We start from the raw sequence: 23,006 nt of genomic DNA on the forward strand, positions 1-23,006 counted from the left end.
GAAGCCTGCGGCGGTGCTGAACGTGGCGGTTCCGGCGGCCTGGGCGTCGTTGGCGGCGGTCGTCTTACGGCTGCCGGTTCGTGGCGTCGAGCTGCCGCTCGATCCCGGCGATGCCGACTTCGGCGGCCGCTCTGGCCAGGACCGGTTTGCGGGAGAGGTAATCCGGCCAGGTGAGGGCGGTCCAGTACTCGCCGTAGGCGGCGCGGATGTCGGAGTCCGGTGGCAGCGAAGCCCGGTTGATCTGGGTTTTGGCGGTGGACAATGCTCGGCGGTCGAAGGAGGCCAGCCGTGCGGCGATGCGGTCGACGAACGCGTCGAGGTCGGCGTCGGGCATGGTCCGGGTGACCCAGCCGTATCGCTCGGCGGTGTCGGCGTCGTAGTCGTAGCTGGTCAGCACCGCTTCCAGGGCGCGGTCGCGGCCGATGAGCCGGGGCAGCCGCTCGGTTCCGCCGCCGCCGGGCACGATCCCGGCGCCGACCTCGGGCTGGCCGAACAGGGCGTGCTCCCGGCTGGCGTAGCGCAGGTCGCAGGCCAGCGCCAGCTCGTTCCCCCCGCCTCTGGTCCGGCCGCGAATCGCCGCGATGCTGATGAAGGGGGCCTTGGCGAGCCGCAGGACCAGGTCGGTCCACATGGGCGTGATCGGGTCGGCGGGCAGGACGGGGAAGTCCTCGGCGATGCCGAGGTTGAAATGGTTGACGAAGAAGCCCGGCTCGCTGCTGGCGAGGATGGCGACCTTGACGTCGGGGTCTGTTTCCAGTTCGGTGACGGCAGCATGCAAGGCGGTCACGGTAGGCGGGTCGACGAGGTTGGCCGGTGGGTTGGAGTAGGTGATCGTGGCGATCTCGGGAGTGGTCCGCTCCAGAGTGATGGGGCCGGACGGCGTCATGGCAGGTCCTTCGGTCGGGGAAGCGCACGGACACGTCTGACCTGGTGGCATGGCTGATGCCGGCCACCGGCCAGGAGCGATCCAAGAGGCGGATTGTCCTCTGGTTTCCTTGCGGGGTATTTCCGGGCGTTGAGTGCGGGTGAGCCCTCAGCGGATAAAGATCGTTCGGTCGATCGCCCAACGATGACATCCCCGCCGGGCCGGGCCGTGGGCGCCTTCGGCGCTCCCGATCCGCTCCGAGGGGATGGATGTCGCGGTCCGCATCGCCCTTCTCTCTTGGACGGCGCGTCAGGCCGAGGCGGCCGACAGGTCCCGCTTGACGGCCCGCGTGGTGTCGTCGGCGAGGATCTCCGGCTGGCCGCTCTCGATGCCGCGCAGGATCTGGGCGGCCACGTCGACCGGGTCGGCCTTGTCCATGGGGATGCCGGCGGCCATGTCGGTGTCCATGAGGCCGACATGCAGGGCCGTCACCCCGATGCCGCGGGGCGCCAACTCCTCACGGACCGCATTGGTCTGCGCCCACGCCGCCGCTTTGGCCGCCGCGTAGGCCCCGAACCCGGCCGGGTGCCACCACGACAGGACGGACAGGACGTTGACCACTGTGCCACCGCCGTTCCCCTCGATGACCGGGGCGAAGGCCCGGGTCACCGCGAGAGGGCCGAAGAAGTTCGTCTCCAGCTCCAGCCGCACCGTCGCCAGGTCTCCGGAGACCAGAGGCGTCCCGGTGGAGATCCCCGCGTTGTTCACCAGCAGCGTTACGTCCGCGGCCTCGGCGGCCGCCGCCGCGACCGACTCGGCGTCGGTCACGTCCAAGCGCAGCGGGACGACGCCCGGCAGGTCCACGCTCTCGGGACGGCGCGCTGCGGCGTACACCTTCGCTCCGCGCTCGACCAGCTGGGCGGCCAATTGCCTGCCCAGTCCCCGGTTGGCGCCGGTGACCAGGGCGACCGCACCCTTCAGTTCCATGCTCGCTCCCACGGCTCGTTTGGATTATGTTCGTAATCTAAACGGAAGAGTACGATAGAAGTCGACCGACATCCAAATCGAGGGGGGCCGATGGGGCGCGTATCGCGCACGCAGGCACAGGAGAACCGGCGGCGGGTCGTCGAGACGGCCTCGCGGCTGCTGCGGGAACAGGGCACGGCGGTCAGCGTCGCCGACCTCATGAAGGCCGCCGGGCTGACCCACGGCGGGTTCTACAAGCAGTTCGCCTCCAAGGAGGCCCTGGTCGGCGAGGCCACCGCCCACGCCTTCGAAGACCTCGCCCGGCAGCACGCCGAGACGCGTGCCCGGCATGAAGCAGACCCCGCCGAACTCCGTGAGGCCGTCGTCGACGCCTACCTCTCGGCCGCCCATCGCGACGCCCCGGCCACCGGCTGCCCGGTCGCCGCCCTCGCCACCGACATGGCCCGCGAACCCGGCAACGCCGAGGCCCACCGCATCTACGCCGAAGGCGCGGCCGCGTTCGCCGCCTTCCTCGGCACGGACGACGAAGACGGCCTCACCCGCCTCTGCACCATGATCGGCGCGCTCACTCTCGCCCGCGCCACCAAGAACACTGCGCTGTCCGACCAGATCCTCGCCGCGGCACGCAATTCCCTCAACGGCCCCCGCGACCAAGAAGGCGACCCAACGCCCGGGTCCTGAAAGCCGTCCCGTGGCGGCGGACGATCAAGATCGTTGTTCTCGGCGAGGCCCCTCACGCTGCGGCGAGCACTACCGCTACTCGGGGAACGCGCAGGTGGCCATCGACGCTGACAGCCAGCTGGTGGTCATGGCCGGACGCCCGGTGCCGGGCAAATACAACGGCTGCACCGCCTGCCGCAATGCGGGCGCGGAACAGGGCATGCGGGGTGCGCGCGTGACAGCGGACGATGGCTACCAGGGAAACCGGTAGGCCATCATGCCCGTCTGGCGGCCCGGCCGATGGCTTCGAACCGCCGACCGGTAGCGTGCACTCAACGCCGTCCACAAATGGTTGGACACCCGCGTCGAGCAGGCCTTCACTCACACGAAGTGGTGGAACATCCTGCCCAACTGCCGCCGCAAACGCGACGGCGTCCACCACGACACCCGCAACAGGATCGCCCTCATGCGCAACTTGGCGATGGCCGGCTGAGCCACCCCTGAAGCAGCAGATCACCGGCAGCACGCCGGTCGCGCTTCTCCACCATTGCGGGACAACTTTTAGCCGAGGCGATCGGATCGAGGCTGCCCGGGGCGGGCCGACAGCTGTGCCGCCTCTATCCGCGTGCCCTGCTCACCCGCGCTCCCCTTCCGCCCAGCCGTGGGTCACGCGGAAGGTTGACTGATGCACCGTTCCCTGGACGTGACCGGGGAGGACTCTTTGACAGAGCGTCATGGGCCCGGCACGGCGTTTCCGGCGAACGTGATCTATCCACCGGGACGAACGGCGCTTTCTGGCCGTGAGTCCGCGGCTGCTGGCTCCCCTTGTGGCTCCCGAGCACCGCTCGAGGAGCCACAAGGCGACTCTAGTTTAGCCCTCTGACCTGCATAAACTCTGTCGGGACGGCGGGATTTGAACCCACGACCCCTTGACCCCCAGTGCCCTGAAAGCATTCATCCTGCCTCCTACGCGATCAGTCGAATCCGTGAGAACATGCAGGTCAGAGGCCTAAAGTGCGTGACGTGCAGTCATCGTGGATGCCGCCCCGTGGGGCAGAGTCCACTAACGAGCCACTAACAAACGATCATTCGGGGGAGTGACGTTGGGGTACGCGTTCAAGCGCATCGACCGCCACGGCAAGCCGCGCTACACCGCCTGCTACGAAGACCTCAAAGGCAAGATCACCTCGGCGGGAACCTTCTCCTCCAAGAAGGAGGCCGACAGGGCCTGGCAGCGCGCCGAGGCCGAGGTCGGCAAGGGCAGGGACCTCAACCTCAAGCGAGGACGGCAGACCTTCAAGAAGTACGTCGAGGAGACCTGGCTGCCCAACCACGAGGTCGAGCCGTCCACCATGCAGAGCTACCACTACTCGATCTACAAGCACGTCATGCCCGAGTTCGGCGCGATGCGGATGATGGACATCCTCCCCGAGCACGTCCGCGCCTGGATCAGCGGCATGAAGAAGAACGGAATCTCCGCCGCGACCATCCGCTACAACAAGGTCGTCCTCAGCGCCATCTTCACCACCGCCCTGAACGACCAGGTCACCTACATCCACCCCTGCAAAGGAGTCCGCACCCCCACCGTCCCCGAAAAGCCGCTGGAAATCATCAGCCCCGAGCAGTTCGACGACCTCTACCATGCCCTCCCGGACGCCGACTCCAAACTCCTGGCCGCGCCGACGGCAAGGACAGCCCCCGCGAACCTCGCCGGCGCGAAACCGATGGCCACGTCCCCGCCAACTGGTTCCGCAACAAGATCTGGAAGCCCGCCCTCAAGAAGGCAGACCTGGACCCCAAGGTCCGCATCCACGACCTCCGCCACGCCCACGCATCCTGGCTCCTGGCCGGCGGCGCCGACCTCCAGGTCGTCAAAGAACGCCTCGGCCACGGATCCATCTCCACCACCGAGCGCTACCTCCACACCCTCGACGACGCCGACGACACCGCCCTCGCCGCCTTCGACAAGATCCGCAGCCGCCGCCGCACCGACTGACGGCCAGCAGACGATGGCTGCGGCAAGGGTCATGGAGGCCCCGTGGATGTCATCGCGGATCTCCCAGCGGGTGCATAAGCGGCGGAACCAGTGCAGCAGGCCCATGGTGCGTTCGACGACGTAGCCGTGGACACCCAAGCCGGACCCGTGCGGGGTGCCGTCGCGGCGGGCGATGACCGGCTTGATGCCCTTGACCCGCGCCGACCGCCCGAACTTGTCGACGCCGCGGCTGGCCAGCAGCCATCCAGATGTTCGCCGAGGTCGTCAAACTCGGCTTCGGACCGGTGGGACTGCCTCCGGCAATGAGATCAACTGGGTGACGTCGCTGCGGTTTTCGCTGGTCAGTCGCCTGGGCCCGCGCAAAGATCGCCTAGTTGCCCTTGCTTAAGGCCAGCTTCACAAACGCGCTCTGTTGGCCTGATTCGGTAGCGCACAGCGCCGGCACGGGGAGAGACTGTTCGGCGAGTGTCCGCGAGCGTTGGGAGGGATCGCGTGACCATGACAGTGACCGTTGAGGAGGTAACCGACGGACGGCAAATCGTCCATTACGACGGACAGGCGTTCGAGTTGACTCCTTCACCGGGTGAGGTGACCTGTCCTGGTGGCACTGGCACGGCGATACACCACCGTAAGGACTGTGGGCACCTGGCCGAGGACGAGGAGGCACGAAGGATTCATCCTGATCCGGAGGGTGACCTTTGGCGCCGCATCATCCAGTCCGCGCCCAGAGACGACACTGAAGGGCGTCGTGCCTTCGCTGCCAAGGTAGGGCTGCGCAACGGCAAGGGTGGCCTGGTCTCGCAGGTCTGCCGAACCTGTACGCTCATCCCTCTCTCCACGGCGCACGGAGTCCGCGTGCCACCTAAGCCGCTGTCTACGGCACTTGCCGAGTTCGATCGTGGGGCCTGCGCTGAACGGATCGCGGCGGTAGAAGAGCAGATCGCCCAGGTCGTCCATGACTTTCCGTTGGATTCGTGGCCGTTGATGCCGCTTGAGCGATACGCCCTCGGCACTTCCAGCTCGAAGGACTCTTTCTGCTACCGGATGGAGTTCGGCACCCCGGACTTGTGCAGCATGAAGGGCGGGCATGCTGGCAAGCACCTCATCTATTGGCGCAGGGGCGATGACTCCTGGTACTTTGGCCCGAGTTATGACAACGAGCAGGACGCCTGGAATGGTGTCCGGGCAGGGTTCGCGGAGGCGTTCGGTCACGCCGCGGAGGGCCGGCTCACCGACATCGACACCATCACCGCGCTCCGCTCGGGTCCGGCACTCACCGCCAAGGCCATCTCGGTCTACTTCCCGGACACGATCCTCCCGGTCAGCAGCCGCGATCATGTGCGGGCGTTCATCTTTCACCTCTCCGGAAACGCCGCCACGTCTTTGGAGGCGTTCGCCGCGCACGAGCGGCTGAAGGAACTCATCGACGCGGACGAGCGCTTCGCCGGATGGCACCCGTACGAGGTCGCGATGTTCCTGTACGGGTGGGCCGACCCGCGTCCGGTCACCAGAACGATTCTCAAGATCGCTCCCGGGGAGCAAGCTCGGTTTTGGGACGACTGTCGGACGGGCGGATACATCTGCGTCGGCTGGGACGACGTCGGGGACCTGACCGACTTCGTCTCCCCGGATGACTACCGCACGACGTTCGAAGACGCCTACAGCGACGAGTACAAGGGCAACAAGAGCAAGATCTCTGCCAAGGCCAACGAATTGTGGCGACTGATGGACCTCCAGCCAGGGGATCTCGTGGTGGCCAACAAGGGTGTCAAGGAGGTCCTCGGTGTCGGCACGGTCACTCAGGAGGGCTACAAGTGGCGTCCTGACCGTTCGGAGTTCCGACACACCGTCTCGGTCGAATGGGATACAGGCTACGCTCAGACGCTTGCCGAACCCAAGACCTCCTGGGGGACCGTCACCGTCGCCACCGTCCCACCGGACCTTTGGCGGACCCTGAAGGAAGGCCGGTCACAGGACACAACGAACCCCGCACCAGTTGTCATCTCGGTCGAGCCGCCGCTAGAGCAGATCGCTGACCTCCTCGTCCGTAAAGGCCAAGTCGTTCTCTACGGTCCTCCGGGGACTGGGAAGACTTACCACAGCCTGCGTTTCGCCCTGTGGTGGCTCGCCACGCGCCTGCCCGACCTGAAGCTCGATCCGGTGGCCCCTTACGGATCAGTCGCCTTCCAGCGCGCGCTGGACGCCCTTTCGGAGGCGGGGCATCTCACCCAGGTGACCTTCCATCCCGCGTATGGGTACGAGGACTTCATCGAGGGGTTCCGGCCCGCAGAAGCCCCAGAGGGCGGTCTGAAACTCGTGCTGCGGGACGGGGTGTTCACGAGGGTCTGTGAAACGGCCGCCGCCAACCCCGACCGCCCTTACCTCCTGCTGATTGACGAGATCAACCGCGGTGATGTCCCCAAGATCCTGGGTGAGCTGATCACGCTGCTCGAGCCGGACAAGCGCGGGATCCACGTCACGCTCCCGTCGGGACGGCGCTTCGCAGTCCCGCTCAATGTCAGCATTCTCGGGACGATGAACACCGCGGACCGCAGCATCCGGCTCCTGGATTCCGCGCTGCGTCGCCGGTTCGCTTTCCATGAGCTTCTACCCGACGCCAACCTCCTGGACGGCTACAAGGTCGACGACCTGGACCTCGGCCTGCTGCTGCGCGAGCTCAACCGCCGCGTCGTCGCCGAACTCGGACGGGAACGGCAGATCGGGCACTCCTTCTTCATGCCCGGCGGCGACCGCATCGACAATGCGGCCGACCTCGCGGCCGTGGTCCGCAATGAGGTGCTGCCGCTGCTGCAGGAGTACGCCTATGACGACTACTCCAAGCTCACCCGCTTTCTCGGCTCCACGATCGTCGACGTCCACGAGCACACCGCAGCTGGGCTCGGCGACGACGCGCTCGTGAAAGCACTCGCCGCCGAACTGGACGCCACCGCGTGACACCCGTCGACGTCGACGAATACGCCAAGCGGCGGATCCCTGGCCTGGATCCGAGCGCCGCGGACCTCAAGGCGGCCGACTCGGAGATCCTGGCCAAGCGGATCACACTGCACTGGCTCCGTGACGGCACCCTCTCCATCGAGGCAGGGCCTCACATCGGCGTCGTCAACCTCGACTGCGCCTCCATCCGTATCGTGCCAAAGCTCGTCGGTTCGGAACTCGGCGTCCTGCAGATGCTCGATTACGCCGCCGGGATCGATTCCCTGCACGACATCGGACGCCTCCAAGAACTCGGGACCGGCCTGAACCTGCGTGACCTGGTCTGCCTGCTCCTGAACAGGGAATGCGGCAGGCTCCTCCGCCATGGCCTGCGCCTCGACTACTTGCGACACGAGGAGGCTCTCCCGGTTGTCCGCGGGCGCCTACTGGTGGATCGGCAGGTCACACGCCGCTTCGGACTCCTCGACCGGCTGGAGTGCCGCTACGACGAACGCAGCGGCGACATCGATGACAACCGTCTTTGCGCCGCCGCACTCCAACTCGCCGCTCGCACCGCCCAAGCACATCACATCCGGGATGAAGCTCGTCGCCTGGCCGCGGACTTCACCACCCAGTGCACTACCGCCGGCTTCGACGCCCGAGCGGCCACCGAGCGTCTCACCTACCACCGCGCCAACGAGCACTACGGCCAGGCGCACCGTTGGGCTCGCATGCTGATGGGAGGGACCGCGTTCTCCGATTTCTACACCGGCTCCGATACTGCCACCCCCTCGTTCATGATCAACATGAATGTCCTATTCGAGGATTTCGTCACCCGTCTGCTCCACGAGGCCCTCGCGGGCACCGACGTCCGTGTGCGCCCCCAAGAATCCTTGCCCAGAGCCATCCGCACGAGCAGCGGCCATCGCTACACCCCGATCACTCCCGACATCCAACTCATCCGCGGCCACGGTCCTGCTGCGTGGCGCTGCTCCATTGACGCCAAGTACAAGCTCTACGCGGACAAGCGAATCGGGACCGCAGATTTGTTCCAGAACTTCGCCTACGCCCACGCGCTTAGCAGGTCAGGCGACGGGGTTTCGCCGACTGCCTACATCCTGTACGCCAGCGACCGTGACCGCCCACACGAAACCATCACGCTCCACCGTCAGGACGCGCCGACCGCGCATATCACCGCCATTGCGGTCAACATACCGTCCTGCATCAACTCCATCGCCGCCAGTGAGCCTCCGGCATTGCTTGCCGAACTACGTCGTCTGATTTTGAACGGAGCGGACTTCGGAAGCTGCTGATTCCTGCTTGATGCCCTGGAGCCTTATTCACCACCCGCGTGCCGCGGGCAGAACGAGGGCCGCGGTCGAGATCAGCGGTGGCTTGGCGGACATCAGTGCCTGCTGGTCGATCAACTCCAGGCGTTTACGGAGCCGATGGTCGAGTTCAACAGCCTTACGGCGAAGGCTCTCGGATGATTCCTTGGGCTTTTCGCCGAGAAGTTCCTTCTTGCTCGCGGCGGTGGCATCGAACATGAGCCGGTCGCGTTCGCCTGCGAGTCGGTTGATGACGAGTTCGCGGGTCCTGGCGAGTTCCGTCGACCGTCGAGACCGGACCTCGGCGAGGTAGCCGGGCAACCGGTGCGAGATGATCCAGCTCGTGGCTTTGTCTTCGGCGTCCGCCAGCCACGGCAGTGCCTTCGCCGCGTTCACCTCCGGAGAATCGGGGGCTGCGGCATGGGTGAGGTGCGGTGCCGGCTCGGCGGGTGTGACAGTGCCGAGGCTGTCGACGTAGGCATAGCCGAACCGCCGGGCGATGGAAGCGCCGGTGGCGTCGGCCACCTCCTCGACCACGCCGACGAGAAGGTGCGGTTGTGTCAGTGTCGGGGAGACCAGGATGGTGCCGGCGTTGAGGGCGCCGCCGAACCGCCTGAGGGTTTCGTCCATGACCGCGTCGTGGAGCGGGTGCCCGGGGGCGAGTAGTTCCGCGTGCCCCGGATCGTCGGACGGGACAAGGGAAAGGTCGAAGGTGACCCTGCCATAGCGGGCGGCGATCGGGCCATGCCTCCCGGCCCGGACGTGCGCAGGCACGATGGTGATCTCGTAGTGCCCCCGTTCGCGTTGGACGATACGACCTCCGAGCCGGGTGAACGCCGTCTTGAAGACCGTTTCGATGTCGTGAGGCCGGAGCCCGCGGGCATGGGCGTCGTTCATGGCGGCGTGCAGCGCGGCGAAATCGGCCTCGGTGAAGCGCTGGGATTCCAGTGCCCGTTCATCGAGCAACTCCTTGAGCCCGTCGCCGACCGATTGATCGATGACCCTGTGCATCCTGGCCTTCACATCGGGGCGCTCGCCGTACTGGATGGCGTCCATGAGGAGGGTGCGAAGCGGGGTGCCGGTGAAGGCTTCGCCGAGGACGTCGAAGACCTTGCCGCCGTACGCCTTGCGCTGCTCCTCGATCTTGAGCAGGAGCCGGGTGAAGACCTCGCCTTCGCGCGTGTTGGAGGCGACGAGGTTCCACAGGCGGCAGACCTCTTGCTGGCCGATGCGGTGGATGCGTCCGAAACGCTGCTCGATGCGGTTGGGATTCCAAGGCAGATCGTAATTGACCATCAGGTGGGCGGCCTGGAGGTTCAGCCCTTCGCCGGCGGCATCGGTGGCGACGAGGACCTGGCAGTCGGGGTTGTTCGTGAAATCCTCGGTGATCTGGCGGCGCTCGCTCCGGCGTACGCCGCCGTGGATGGTCTTGACGGCATCGGGGCGGCCGATCAGCGAACCGATTCGCACCCTCAGGTAGTCGAGGGTGTCGCGGTGCTCGGTGAAGACGATGAACTTTCGGGGCCTGCCGTTCGCGTCCGTGGTCAGCGCGTTATCCCGAAGGATCGCGGACAGTTCGCTCCATTTGCGATCGGTGCCGAGATCGCGGACCTGCCCGGCGACCCTGGTCAGCTCGGCGAGTTCGAGTAGCTCGGTGTTGAGTTCATCGACCGTCTGCGCGACGGTGGCGGCGTCGAGAAGTTCGTCCTCGACCTGTTCGATCTCCTCGGCACTGAAGTCGTCGGCATCCAAGCCTTCCAGATCGAGCGCCGGCTCGGTGTCCCTGTAGGTGCCATTGAGGATTTCTTGCTTCTTGCGTTCCAGCCGTCTCGTTCTGCGTACGAGGCTCTTGTAGATGGACTCGGGACTGGATGCAAGGCGTCGCTGGAGGACCGTGAGTGCGAACCCGACGGTGTTCCTTCGCTTGCCGCCGATCCGCTCGGCTCGGTTCATGCCCTCGCGGACGTAGTTGGTGACCTGCTCGTAGAGTTCGTATTCCAGCCTGGTCAGCTTGTAGGGGACGGTCTCGGCGATCCGCTCGGGGAAGAGCCTTCTTCCTTCTAAGGTGAGCAGGTCCTCCTTGATCATTCGGCGCATGATCCCGCTGGTGTCCGCGGTGACCTTGCTCCTGCCTTCGAACCTGTCCCTGTCCAGCAAGGTGAGGAAGAGCTGGAAGTCCTCCTCCTTGCCCGAGTGCGGGGTCGCGGTCATCAGCAGCAGGTGGCGGGTGACCTCACCGAGAGACTCGCCGAGTTGGAACCGCTTGGTCTTCTCCAGCTTGCCTCCGAAATAGTGGGCGCCCATGCGGTGTGCCTCGTCCACGATCACCAGGTCCCACTCAGTTTCTCGGAGTTGGGTCTGGAGGCGCTCGTTGCGGGAGAGTTGGTCCATCCGCGCGATCAGCAGCGGATAGGTCTCGAAGACGTTGAAGTTGGCGTTGGCGTCGATGAGCTGGTTGGTCAGCAGGTCGAACCGGAGGCCGAACTTGAAGAACAGCTCGTCCTGCCACTGCTCGACCAGCCCGCCCGGGGCGACGATCAGGCATCGTTCCACGTCGTCGCGCAAGATCAGTTCCTTGACGTAGAGCCCGGCCATGATCGTCTTTCCGGCGCCGGGGTCGTCGGCGAGAAGAAACCGCAGCGGTGTGCGCGGCAGCAGTTCGCCGTATACCGCCTGGATCTGGTGCGGCAGCGGCCTCACGTCACTGGTGGCGACCGCGATCATCGGGTCGAAGAGGCCCGCCAACGTGATGCGCTGGGCCTCTGCCGCCAGTTTGAACTCTGAGGCCGGGGCGTCGAAAGCCCGGCTGCCGGACTGCGCGATGCGAAGCTTGCCTTCGTCCTTACGGAAGACCACTTGCTGCCCGAGAGAGCCCGCCGTCGTCTTGTAGGTCAATTCAAGCGCGTGGGCCCCATGCCACTGCACGGCAATGACCGTGAGCACCTCTGCGGGGATGAGTCCCTCGATGCGCAGGCCGGGCTTGAGTCCCTCGAGCAGCACTGACGACCTCCTGATCCGCAGCGCACCTATCTTCTTTTCGGAACCGACGTGGCGGTTCCTGACCCCCGTGTCGGTGCTCCGGGTTAATCTTTGCAGCAACCCCGACCGACCGTCAGGCCCATGGAACGATACGAACAACAACAGTTACGCAGCATCACCGCCGATGTCACCGGCTGGGTCCATCAGGCCCATTCTGCGCTGGCGCACCGTGACGAGGTCGCGAGGGCGGCCGACGAGGCCGTCGATTCACTGCGTCGTGCCGTCGTCGCTCTCCGGCGAGACGGCACGGTCGACTGGGGCGCGCTGCCGCTGAGCCCCGGAGACGGCCGGCTCCTGGGGCGGGTCGCGAGGCATGCGCACCTACCGTCCATCGCCCCCGCCGAGGACCGCACGCTGAGGCATCTGACCACGCAGGTCGCCAGGTCCCTGCACGACGCCAGGTCGGCGATCGGGGCTCGGCGCTTCTTCGCCGGCCGCGCAAAGCGCGACGCCGGTCAGGCCGCCGCGCGGTTCGTCGCCGATTTTCGCGAGTGGGGAGTTTCATCTGGACTACCACAGCTTCTGCACCGCCTGAACAGCCACGACGACAGGATGTTCGAGGTCGGTGTCGCCGATGTCCTCAGCGACTGGGTCGGCTTCAGTGCGCGGGTCGCCGATCTGGGACGAGCGGCGGAGGCCATCCCCAGCGCGGTCGTCGCCGACCTCTCGATCTCGATCAGGACGATAGAGAAGGCGCTCCAGGACGAGGTCCGTTACCGTGCCGCCGCCCTGTCCGCCGGTCAGGCCGTGCGGAACCGCGAGGTCCGGCGGATGCTCGTCGAAATGCCGGTGGAGCGGCTCAAAGACGCCACCCGGGACCGGCTCCGCATCGGTCCCTTGACCGATGCGGGCATCACCACGGTTCAGGCCGTTCTCGACTATGGGGCCCGGCTCGAATACCTGCCGGGGATCGGCGCGACGACGGCCACACGGATGCGCGGCGCCGCCCAGACGCTGTGGCAGATGACCTACGACGAGATGCCGGTCCGCATCGATATCAAGAAGCGCACCGCCGAGACCACCGAACTGCTCCGATGCCTTGGGGCATGGGACGCGATGCGCAAGACGAAAGGCGCCACAACCGACTTGGCGCTCGCCCAAGCGCTGGCACCGCTCGCGCATGTCCTCCACCGGGACGTGAGCCACCTCGTCGTGTTCGCCGTAGGCGCGCATGTCTCGGAGTTCAGGGAAGCGGTCGAGGCGGTCCGCCGCCGTGCCCGGGCCATCGACGGCGCTAGCGGGGCGGCTGCCTCCGGCGACCCCTGGGACGACTTCCTCAGCCGGCCCGCCGACTACTTCGCCATGCTCTCCGAGCTGGGTTTCCTGACCGAAGACGAGCAGAAGACCCACGGCGACCTCCCCGACGAAATCGTTGAAGCGGTACGGCGGCTCCAGCTCGACACCGAGTATCTGTCGGCATCGCTGCGCGGTTACCAGAGCTTCGGCGCGCGCTTCGCGCTCGTGCAGCGCAAGGTGATCATCGGCGACGAGATGGGGTTGGGTAAGACCGTCGAGGCCCTGGCCGTCCTCGCTCATCTGCGCGCCAACGGTGATCACCATTCGATAGTGGTCTGCCCGGCGGCCGTGGTGACCAACTGGGTCCGCGAAATCTCCTCCAAGTCGTCCCTCCGTCCTCACCGCGTACACGGTCCGGGACGCGAGGCCGCGGCACGCAACTGGGCCCGCAACGGCGGAGTCGCCGTCACCACTTTCGAGACGCTGGGCTGGTTCGAGGATCAGATACGTGCGGTGAAGGATCTGGGCTGCGCCGTCGTGGACGAGGCCCACTACATCAAGAATCCGACCGCGCTCCGAACCCGTCGGACGAGGCGGGTCCTAGACGCCGCAGACCGGACGATCCTGCTCACCGGAACCCCGTTGGAGAACCGCATCGATGAGTTCCGCAACCTCGTGAGCTATCTTCGCCCGGACCTGATCGTGGACGCCGACGAGCTCGCGCCTGGACGCTTCCGTAAACAGGTGGCGCCCGCGTACCTGCGGCGAAATCAGGAGGACGTGCTGACAGAGCTGCCGGAACTCGTCGAGGTCGACGAGTGGCTTCCGCTGTCCCGCGAGGACTTCCTTGCCTATCGGACCGCCGTGGCAGCCGGAAAGTTCATGGCGATGCGACAGGCCGCGATGCTTCAGGGCGCGAACTCCGAGAAGGTCCGGCGACTCGTCGAGATCGTCGAGGAGGCCGAGGACAACGGGCGCCGGGTGATCGTCTTCTCGCACTTCCGTGACGTGCTCGATCACGTGGTCCGGGCGTTGCCTCGTCACGTGTTCGGGCCCCTTACCGGCTCGGTGCCCGCCGCGGCGAGGCAGGCCATCGTCGACCAGTTCTCCGCAGCCGGGGACGGTGCCGTGCTGGTCGCCCAGATCGTGGCCGGCGGCGTCGGTCTGAACATCCAGGCGGCGTCGGTGGTCGTCATCTGCGAGCCCCAACTCAAGCCGACCACCGAATGGCAGGCCATCGCGCGCGCCCACCGAATGGGACAGCTCGAATCCGTACAGGTCCACCGGCTCCTCTCCGAGGAGGGGGTCGACCTGCGGGTCACGGAAATCCTGGCCCGCAAGCGAGAGCTGTTCGAGGACTTCGCCCGCGTCAGCGAGACCGCGGACAGCGCGCCCGAGGCGTTCGACGTCTCCGAGGCCGAACTCACCCGTGAGGTGATCGCCGCCGAGCGGGAGCGCCTGTTCTCCCGGGACTCCGCGAACCCGCCCGAGGGCGAGGAGGCCGTCTGATCGTGTTCGCCCAGTGGAGCGCCTGGGTGTAGCGCGTTCGGCTGGCCAGGGCCAAGGGGGCCATTCAGTCGTTCGTGTGAGGGCTGAGGAAAGTCGTATCGGTGGAAGGGGCAGTGATGGCGCCGCCGCGCATTCCAGCGGAGATGTTCCAGTTCACCACCACCGAACGCGGTGATCTGCACACCGCGGTCATGTACGCGTTCGGAGACGCCAACGAGCGGCTGGAGACCTTCTTAACCTTCGACCAGGTCCGCGAACGGCTGCGGGCGATCGGTTGGTACGCCCCGTTGGACGATGCCAGCCTGAACCGGATGCTCGGGCAGCTCGTCCAATGGAAGCTCCTCGACGTGGTGCAGAACCACGCCGGCGCCTACGCCACCGCCGAGGAGTACGAACGTAAGAACCTGCAGTACTCGCTGACCCGCCGCGGAGAGGCGGCCTTCGCGGGAGTCCAGCACGCCCTCACCATCCTCGAGTCCTCCGGCGCCCTGCAGACGGCCGTCCTGGACGCGATCGCCGACCGGCTCGGCGAGCTCGACACGCTGCTCGGTACAGGCGACGCCGCGGTGAACCGCCGGATCTTCACGACGCTCCAAGAACTCGAGGGTCACCTGGACGCGCTGCGCAACAACACCAAGCAGTTCAACGGCGAACTGCAACGGCTGATGCGGGCCGAGGGAGCCGACCTCGCCACCTTCCACGAGGTCAAGAGCGCGACCATCGTCTACCTCCAGGAGTTCGTCATCAACCTGGACTCGCGCGCCGAAGCGGTCAGGACCGTTCTCGCGCAGGTCGAGCTGAGGGGCGTCAGCGTCCTGCACCAGAGGGCACTCCTCGGAGCCGAGCTGCCGCCGAGTCCGGGCGCCGATCCGGCGGCGCCGTGGCTGACCGCCCGCCGAGCCAAGTGGGACGGCCTGCGGCTCTGGTTCCTTCCCGAGGGCGACGGCATCCCGCGCATCCGCCAACTGCACGACGTGGCACGCCGGGCGATCGTCTCGCTGCTCCAGGTGCTCGACCGCATCACCGAGTCGCGACGGCGCTCGTCCAGCGCGGCCGCGGACTTCCGGGCGCTCGCCCGCTGGTTCGCCAACGCCCCGTCGGAGCAGGACGCCCACCGGCTGTGGGGAACGGCCTTTGGGCTGGCACCGGCCCGGCACGCCCACCTCGCCCACGAGGACGCCGAACTGATACCCACCGGCGCCCCGTGGGCGGAGGCGGCACCCGTCCATGTCTCCGCACATCTGCGCACGAGCGGCCGGACCGAGCACATCGGCCGTACCGCGAAGGTGCGCGACGTGGCGGCGGTCCGCGCCGCGCGGCGGGAACGCGCCCGCCGCGAACGGGCGGAACTCGAGACGGCGTGGCGGCGGCTCTCCACCGGCGGGCGGGTGAAGCTGTCCGCATTCGGCACGCTCGAGCACGACACGTTCCGGCGGCTCCTCGATCTCCTCGGCCGGGCCTTGGCGGCACGCCCCGACGCGAGCGGCCTTCGTCGCGCCGTCACCACCGACGGACGGATCGAGGTCATGCTCTGGCCCGCTCCCGACGGTCCCGGTGTCGAACTGCACACCACACGGGGACGGTTCACCACCCCGGACTACCCAGTGGAGATCCGCTTCGTCGGTGGCGGCCCTGCAGCGGCACGGGAGGCGTCCCGCGCATGAGCACTCTGGCGAACCAGCTCGTCAAGGCCGAGAAAGAGGAGCTCGCCAGGGCGATCCGGGTTCTGCTCGGGCGGCCACTGATCTCCCTGCACACCGACCCCGAGGACTTCGACCTGATCCGCAGGCGCCACCAGGCTCTCGCCCGCTGGTTCGACTACTACTGCGGATGGCGGCTGCTCGTGGAACCCCGCCTCGGCTACGCGCGGCTGGTCAAGGTGAGGGAGACGGCGGACCCGAGCCGTCCGGCCAGACGACGGCGCTCGACCCGAGCCCCGTTCGACCGGCGCCGCTACACCCTGCTCTGCCTGATCGCGGGCGAGGCCCTCGCCACACCCGTGACCACGATCGGGATGCTCGCGCAACGCGTCGTTCAGGCCGCGGCCGCCGACGAGCACATCCCCAGGTTCGATCCGGTGCGGGGTGACGAACGCGCGGCGTTCGCGGACGCTCTGCGGCTGCTCGAGCACTACGGAGCGGTGACGGCCATCGACGGCGCCACCGACTCCTACGTCGACAGTGCCGAGGCCAAGGTGCTGTACAGGGTGGACACCACTCGCCTGCTCCGCCTGCTCGCGGCCCCGGTGGCGCCATCGGCGGTGGCGGAATCCTCAGACGACCCCGTCGCCTGGCCCGACCTGCGGGACCTGACCGTCGAACGCAGGTACGGGAGCACTGCGGCCCTCGGTCTTGCCGACGGAGCTTCGGAAACCCAGCGCAACCTCTGGGCCAGGCACTCACTGCTGCGCAGGCTGCTCGACGACCCGGTGGTGTACCGGGCCGACATGACCGCCGCGCAGCTCGCTTACGCAGGTTCACTGACCGGCCGGCAGATCCTCCGCCGCGCGGCCGAGGAGGCGGGTTTCGAACTCGAAGAACGGGCCGAGGGCTACCTCCTGATCGACCCCGACGCACTCGCCTCCGATGGCAAGTTCCCTGACGAGGGCGCCCACGCCAAGGTGGCCGCGCTGCTCCTGCTCGACGTGCTAGCGGCGTCGTCCGGGACCCGTGCATTCAACGGCCTGGTCGAGGAGTCCGGCCGGCTCCTCGAGCGCTTCCCGAGGTGGGCCAGGGCGTACCAGTCGGACGGAGGAGCCGGACGTCTCACCGACGACGCGGTCGCCGTGCTCTGCGATTTCGGGCTGGCGCGCCACTCGGACGGGGCGAACGGATCCGTCCAGCTGCTGCCCGCGGCCCTCCGCTATACCGTCGACCGCAAGGAGACATGATCGTTACCGTTACCGGGGAGGACGAGGCGGGCCCCGCCCGATGGCAGCCCACGCGGGCCGGCATCCTCAATGTCTGGCGCTACTACGACGAGGTCTTCGAGTTCCACCGCGGGCGTCTGCTTCTGCGCGGCCCGAACGGGAGCGGGAAGTCCAAAGTCCTGGAGCTGCTACTGCCCTACCTGCTGGACGCCAGCCTCAAGCCCAACCGGCTGTCCACGTTCGGCGGCAGCGAGCGGACCATGCACTGGAACCTCATGGGCGACGGCCATACCGGCAGTACGAGAGTCGGGTACGTCTGGCTGGAGTTCGCGCATCCAGGAGGCGACGGGGAGGAGCCGCGCTGGTTCACCTGCGGTGCCCGCCTGCAGGCGACGGTCAACACCAAGAGCGTCACCGCCGCCTATTTCACCAGCGGGCAACGGGTCGGAGGCCACGGCGGCCTGAGCCTCACCGGTGAGAACGGTCAGCCTCTCACGCGAGCCGCGCTCGATGACGCGCTCGGCACCCTGGGAAAGGTTCACGAGTCGGCCGACGAATACCGGACGACGGTGCGCCGGACCCTCTACCGGGGGCTGACCGAACAGCGCTACGACGCATTGCTGACGGCACTGCGGCAGCTCCGCACGCCCAAACTCTCGGAACGGCTCGATCCCGGCCTGCTCTCCCAGCTGCTGTCCAGTGCCCTGCCACCGCTCGGCGAGGGCGAGATCCACGAGATCGCGGAGGGTTTCGAGCGGCTTGACCGCCAGCGGGAGGAGCTGCGCCGGCTCGACGAGCACGTCGCGGAGGCCGGACGGCTCGCGGCGCGGCAGCGAACCTACGCCCAGCGAGTGCTGCGCGCCGCGGCCGCATCCCTCATCTCGGCGACGACGACCATGGACCGGCTCACCGGCAGGGCCCGCGTGGACAAGGAAAAGCAGGCCCGTGCCGTCGCCGAGCACGCCGCTTCGAGCGCACGCCTGGAAGCGGAGGAGCATCGGGAACAGACCCTCGGAGCCCGGATCGAGGGGCTCCTCGCGAGCCCGGCCTACCAGGCCGGCCACGAGCTCGATGAGCTGCGGGAGAACGCGCGCAAGGCCGAGGACGCCGCCGAGGAGGCGCGCAAGATCGCTGAGCGTCATGCCGCCGACGCGCGACGCAGGCGGGAAGAGGCCGAGCAGGCGGCATCCGATGCGTCCCACCGACGGGCACTGACCGAGAGGGCCCGCGAAGAAGCCGCCCGCGCCGCGGAGCGCGCCGGCTTCGCCGCCGCTCACCAGGAGGCGGCGGACTGTCTGGCTCCGCTCGTACGCTCATCGTCCACCGTTGATCCGGACGATGCCGCAGGCGCGACGAGCCGGGCACGCGAACTCCTGCGCGCGGCGACGACCAGCCGCGAGAAGCAGATCGCCGAAGTGCGGAAGGCGATCGAGGCCCACGAACGGGCCCGCGAACGCCGCGACGAGGCCGAGGCCGAGCGCGACCGGAGCAGGACCCGGCTGGAGAGATCGGTGGAGGCGCGCGAGACGGCGCGACGCGAGTACACGGCGATCCGGAAGGACCTGGCGGCCGAACTGGCCCGGTGGGCGGGCGCCTGCCGGCACCTCGCCCCGCTCGACTCCGAGGCGCTCGCGTCCGCCGTCGAGAACGAACGCGACTGCGACGAGATCATCTTCGCGGCCCGCGCGACCGCGATCGAAAGGAGGGCCGCAGAGGAGAACGCGCTCCGAACCCGACGGGGCGAGGAAGCCAAGGCCTTGGACGTCCGCGTTCACCGCCGCACCGTTCTCGCGGGGCAGACGGCGGTCGCACCGGAGCGCTGGTACACGCACACCGCCGACCGAAGGCCCAGGCAGGGCGGACCGCTCTGGCAGCTCGTGGCCTTCGCCGACGGGGTTCCACTGCCAGCCCAGGCCGGAATCGAGGCCGCGCTGGAGGCCTCGGGGTTGCTGGACGCATGGGTGATGCCGGACGGTGCCGTCCTGGCCGACGAACCGGACACGTTCCTGTCCGATCGTCCAGCCGCCCCCGCTCCTGGCATGAGCCTCGCCGACGTACTCGTCGCCGAACCGGACACCGCCGTCGCACCCGGGGTGTTGCGGACTGTACTCTCCGCCGTCGCCCTGGAGACCAGTGCGCCGGACATCGATCACCCGGCCGTTGTGGGGGCGGACGGGTCCTGGCGGCTCGGACCCGCGTCGGGCCGGTGGAACAAACCCGAGCCCGCGTTCATCGGGGCGACCGCCCGGGAACGGACGCGGCGCCGCCGCATCCAGGAACTCGACGCCGAGATCGAGGAGCTGACCGCGCGGATCAGCGAGATCGACGGGCTTCTCGGGCGCCTGCGGGAGGCCAAGGCAGCGCTCGACGCCGAGCTCGGCGACAGGCCCTCCCACCGGCCGCTCAACACAGCAGCCCAGGCGTTGGCCGAGAAAGAACGCAAGGTCGCCGACCATAGCGACCAGCTGAAGCGAGATGAGGAACGGCTCGGCGATCGGGAGGCGCGCTTGAAGTCGGCGCTGAACGCACTCGCCCTTCTGGGGGCTGAGCACGATCTGCCCGTCCAGGCCGGCGTCCTCGACGGTCTCGCCGACGCGGTGCGCGACGCGCGTGAGGGCGGCACCGTCTGGATCGAGCACTGCACGGCTCTGCTGACCGCCGACGCCAGAGCACGGTCCACGTCCCAAGCGTCGGACGACTACGCGCATACAGCCGCCGAGTCCGCCGAGAGGGCTGCGGAAACAGCGGAACGAGCCGAGGCGCTCGCCGAGCGGGTCGACACGATCGACGCATCGATAGGGGTCGAGCATCGTCAGGTCCTCGAGCGGCTCACGATGACCAGGCAGGAGCACGGCGAATGCCGCCGCACCTGCCAGAACATCCGGACCGAGCTCTCCGACCTGCGCGAGCGCATCGGCGTGTTGAAGGAGTCGGTCACCGCTGCGGAGCAGGCACGCGACGACGCCGTGGTCGCCAGGGACCGGGCGGCCGCGCGTTACCGCCATCTCGCCGCAGGGCACCTGGCCGCCGATGCCGGCCTCGGCGCGAAACCGTCGCCCGACGACGGTGTCAAAGCGACCTTGGAGAACGCCCGCGCGGTCGCGGCGACGCTTGAGCGGACGCCGCACGAACCCCAGCATGTAAGAGATGCCGGAGCTCGCCTGTCCGAGGCCATGCACCACGCCCGGGACGTCCTGGCGGACCAGGCCGACCTGGAACTCGTACCGGATGAGGATGTTCAGATCCTCACGGCGACGATGAGCGGGGTCCGCGTCGGAGCGGCCGAGCTGAGCACCGCCCTGGCCGAGGAGCGGGATCGGCGACGCACCGACATCACGGACAAGGAACGTGACCTGTTCGACCGCACCCTCGCAGGCGACACCCGCCGCCATCTCGCCGACCGGATCCGGCAGGCCGGTGACCTCGTGGACGGCATGAACCGCCGCCTCGCGCGCGTCCGGACCGCGTCCCAGGTCGCCGTGCGACTCGTCTGGGAGGTCGACCCACAGCAGTCGGCCGGTATACGCACGGCCCGTCAACTCCTTCTCCGCGACCCGGCCGGGCTGGGAAACGAGGACAAGGAGGCCCTGTACCGCTTCTTCCGAGACCGGGTTGAAGAGGCGAGAGCAGCGAACACCGCCGCGAGCTGGGAAGAGCAGCTGATGGAGGTGCTCGACTACACCGCCTGGCACCGTTTCACCGTGCGTCTCGAACGCGCCGACGGGAAAGGCTGGCAGGATCTGACCCGCAAACTCCACGGAGCGCTCTCCGGCGGAGAGAAGGCGATCGCGCTTCACCTGCCGCTCTTCGCCGCCGTGGCCGCCCACTACCAGACCGACCCCCACTGTCCGCGGTTCATCCTCCTCGACGAGGTGTTCGTCGGCGTGGACACCACCAACCGCGGTCAAGTCTTCGACCTCCTGGTCAGCCTGGGCCTCGACCTGGTCCTGACCTCGGACCACGAGTGGTGCGACTACCAGGAGCTCGACGGCATCGCGATCCACCAGCTCATCACCGGCGCCGACGGCGATGGTGACAATGCGGTCACCACCGCCCGTTTCATCTGGGACGGGCACCGCACCCTGCCCGCCGACGACGGACTGTTCCCGATCGAGGACCTCGATGGCGATTCCTGATCGGCTGCACTCCTCCGACCTCCTCCCACTGTGGAAGGAACTGCACCGACGGTTCTCCTCAGGCGCCGCGGTGAGCAGAGTCACGGTGAGCGGTCTTGGCGAGCATCACCGTGCCGCGCTTGCGGACCTGCTCGGCATGGACAGGTACCCGCCGTCCACCTTGACCATCGCGGTCGTCCGGCTGGACGCCGTGCTGGGCGAGATCGCCGACTGCGACACCCGGACCGCCACCGAGGCGGTCATTGGACCGATCGGAGACCGGGCGGCCGAGCGCCGTGACCGGGAACGGGAACGCGCCGCACTCTGGAGTTGGCTGGCCGGGCATCCGGTCGTCGCCGCCGAGCCGGCGCTCCTCGACTGGGTCGCCGACGTCCGGCGCCGCGGCCTCGTCGCGGGCTCCCTCGAAGACACCCGTAGCATGCTGGAGCAGGTCCTCTCGGTGCTCGTCGCGCTGCCCGCCGACGGTCGCCCGCTCGCCGCCTTCGCGAACGACACACTCGGCGATCCGCACGCGCTGGACGTTGGCCGTCGCGTGTCCGGTGCCGTCTTGAAAGCGCTCGCCTGCCTGTACGGCATCGACCCTCCCAACGACGCGTCCGAACGCCGAGCGCTTTGGGAAAGGGCCGGGATCGCCTGTGACTCCTTGTCCACCACGGTGCTCGTCGCAGGATTGCGCCCGAGCGGCTCAGACCCTCTTGCGCGCTCACTGAACCTCTGGGCGGATGCCGCACAGGCCTGCGTTGTCACGCTCGCGCAACTCGTCGAGGCCTCCGACCTGGAAGGTGTCGGATCCCCCGTATGGGTGACCGAGAATCCCACGATCGTCGCTCTTGCCGTCCAACGCCTGGGGAAGCGATGCCCACCGATGGTCTGTTCGTCGGGCTGGCCCAACAGTGCTGCCGTCCGTCTCCTCCGAGGCCTTGCCGCCTCCGGCCGCGTGCTCCGGTACCACGGGGATTTCGACGGTGAGGGCCTGCGCATCGCCGCCTATGTCATGGCCAGGACGGGGGCGCTGCCCTGGCGGATGTCCGTAGCGGACTACCTGGGCGCCTTGGCCGACGCCTCGGGGCCTTTCTCTTCCGCGGGCCGTGTCTCGGACAGTCCCTGGGACACCGAACTCGCCCGGTCTCTCACCACTCACGACGTCGCGGTCGCGGAGGAGGCCTTGGCCGAGTCGCTCCTGGGCGATCTGGAGAGAGCAGCGGGCACCGTTGGGGTCATTGATCGCTGAGCCGCGCCCCACAGAGGCGGCAATACGGAGCAGCTTCCGTGTCTGCCGATGTGACGGTCCCGGCCCCTCCAACTCGCTTGCCGTGGCACCTGCTATCCAGTGATCTTCACGGTCATGCATGTCGCGATGACAACGGCGGGTCTTGGAGCCTGGCGGCGCCGAAGGCGACCGGCTTCTTGCAGGTGTACCGAGTCGTTATTGGTCACCTACTGCGGG

Annotated in this window: 13 protein-coding genes and 1 pseudogene; 11 read left to right on the plus strand and 3 right to left on the minus strand. The window is 67.8% G+C overall.

The window, feature by feature from the left end:
- Nucleotides 1-64 precede the first annotated feature (64 nt).
- Nucleotides 65-886, minus strand: a complete 822-nt coding sequence (locus ABZ914_RS04630; protein ID WP_500191641.1) for an enoyl-CoA hydratase/isomerase family protein — start codon at nucleotides 884-886, stop codon at nucleotides 65-67.
- 288 nt (nucleotides 887-1,174) lie between these two features.
- Entirely contained in the window at nucleotides 1,175-1,852 is a 678-nt protein-coding gene (locus ABZ914_RS04635; RefSeq protein WP_500191643.1) for an SDR family oxidoreductase, read from the minus strand.
- A gap of 90 nt (nucleotides 1,853-1,942) precedes the next feature.
- Here ABZ914_RS04635 and ABZ914_RS04640 point away from each other — a divergent pair, with 90 nt between their 5' ends.
- From ABZ914_RS04640 to ABZ914_RS04665, 6 genes and pseudogenes are all read left to right on the plus strand, one after another.
- The gene (locus ABZ914_RS04640; RefSeq protein ID WP_500191645.1) at nucleotides 1,943-2,533 is read left to right on the plus strand and encodes a TetR/AcrR family transcriptional regulator; all 591 of its coding nucleotides are present in this window, start codon (nucleotides 1,943-1,945) and stop codon (nucleotides 2,531-2,533) included.
- A 94-nt stretch (nucleotides 2,534-2,627) separates the two neighbouring features.
- Nucleotides 2,628-2,783: a hypothetical protein gene (locus ABZ914_RS04645; protein WP_500191646.1), complete on the plus strand. Its 156-nt coding sequence runs from the start codon at nucleotides 2,628-2,630 to the stop codon at nucleotides 2,781-2,783.
- A 1,081-nt stretch (nucleotides 2,784-3,864) separates the two neighbouring features.
- A pseudogene (locus ABZ914_RS04650) lies at nucleotides 3,865-3,912 on the plus strand (hypothetical protein); the annotation flags it as partial.
- A gap of 407 nt (nucleotides 3,913-4,319) precedes the next feature.
- Complete coding sequence (locus ABZ914_RS04655) at nucleotides 4,320-4,508, plus strand: tyrosine-type recombinase/integrase (protein WP_360581817.1); 189 nt, start codon at nucleotides 4,320-4,322, stop codon at nucleotides 4,506-4,508.
- A gap of 498 nt (nucleotides 4,509-5,006) precedes the next feature.
- Entirely contained in the window at nucleotides 5,007-7,463 is a 2,457-nt protein-coding gene (locus ABZ914_RS04660) for a DUF8426 domain-containing protein (protein ID WP_500191672.1), read from the plus strand.
- Complete coding sequence (locus ABZ914_RS04665) at nucleotides 7,460-8,755, plus strand: McrC family protein (protein ID WP_500191647.1); 1,296 nt, start codon at nucleotides 7,460-7,462, stop codon at nucleotides 8,753-8,755. The genes ABZ914_RS04660 and ABZ914_RS04665 overlap by 4 nt, the downstream gene beginning before the upstream one ends.
- Before the next feature lie 27 nt (nucleotides 8,756-8,782).
- Here the strand turns inward: ABZ914_RS04665 and ABZ914_RS04670 are convergent, their stop codons facing one another.
- Entirely contained in the window at nucleotides 8,783-11,770 is a 2,988-nt protein-coding gene (locus ABZ914_RS04670; RefSeq protein WP_500191649.1) for a DEAD/DEAH box helicase, read from the minus strand.
- A gap of 120 nt (nucleotides 11,771-11,890) precedes the next feature.
- Here ABZ914_RS04670 and ABZ914_RS04675 point away from each other — a divergent pair, with 120 nt between their 5' ends.
- From ABZ914_RS04675 to ABZ914_RS04695, 5 genes are all read left to right on the plus strand, one after another.
- Nucleotides 11,891-14,554: a DEAD/DEAH box helicase gene (locus tag ABZ914_RS04675; protein WP_500191651.1), complete on the plus strand. Its 2,664-nt coding sequence runs from the start codon at nucleotides 11,891-11,893 to the stop codon at nucleotides 14,552-14,554.
- Nucleotides 14,555-14,655: 101 nt separating this feature from the next.
- A complete protein-coding gene (locus tag ABZ914_RS04680; RefSeq protein WP_500191652.1) occupies nucleotides 14,656-16,218 on the plus strand; it encodes a TIGR02677 family protein in 1,563 nt (520 codons plus the stop codon).
- On the plus strand, nucleotides 16,215-17,444 hold the full coding sequence (locus tag ABZ914_RS04685; protein ID WP_500191654.1) for a TIGR02678 family protein: 1,230 nt from the start codon (nucleotides 16,215-16,217) through the stop codon (nucleotides 17,442-17,444). Before ABZ914_RS04680 ends, ABZ914_RS04685 begins: the two co-directional genes overlap by 4 nt.
- Nucleotides 17,441-21,559: a TIGR02680 family protein gene (locus ABZ914_RS04690; RefSeq protein ID WP_500191656.1), complete on the plus strand. Its 4,119-nt coding sequence runs from the start codon at nucleotides 17,441-17,443 to the stop codon at nucleotides 21,557-21,559. The genes ABZ914_RS04685 and ABZ914_RS04690 overlap by 4 nt, the downstream gene beginning before the upstream one ends.
- Entirely contained in the window at nucleotides 21,546-22,790 is a 1,245-nt protein-coding gene (locus ABZ914_RS04695) for a TIGR02679 family protein (RefSeq protein WP_500191658.1), read from the plus strand. The genes ABZ914_RS04690 and ABZ914_RS04695 overlap by 14 nt, the downstream gene beginning before the upstream one ends.
- Nucleotides 22,791-23,006: the final 216 nt, after the last annotated feature.

The organism is Spirillospora sp. NPDC046719 (assembly GCF_040645715.1).
Taxonomy (GTDB): domain Bacteria; phylum Actinomycetota; class Actinomycetes; order Streptosporangiales; family Streptosporangiaceae; genus Spirillospora.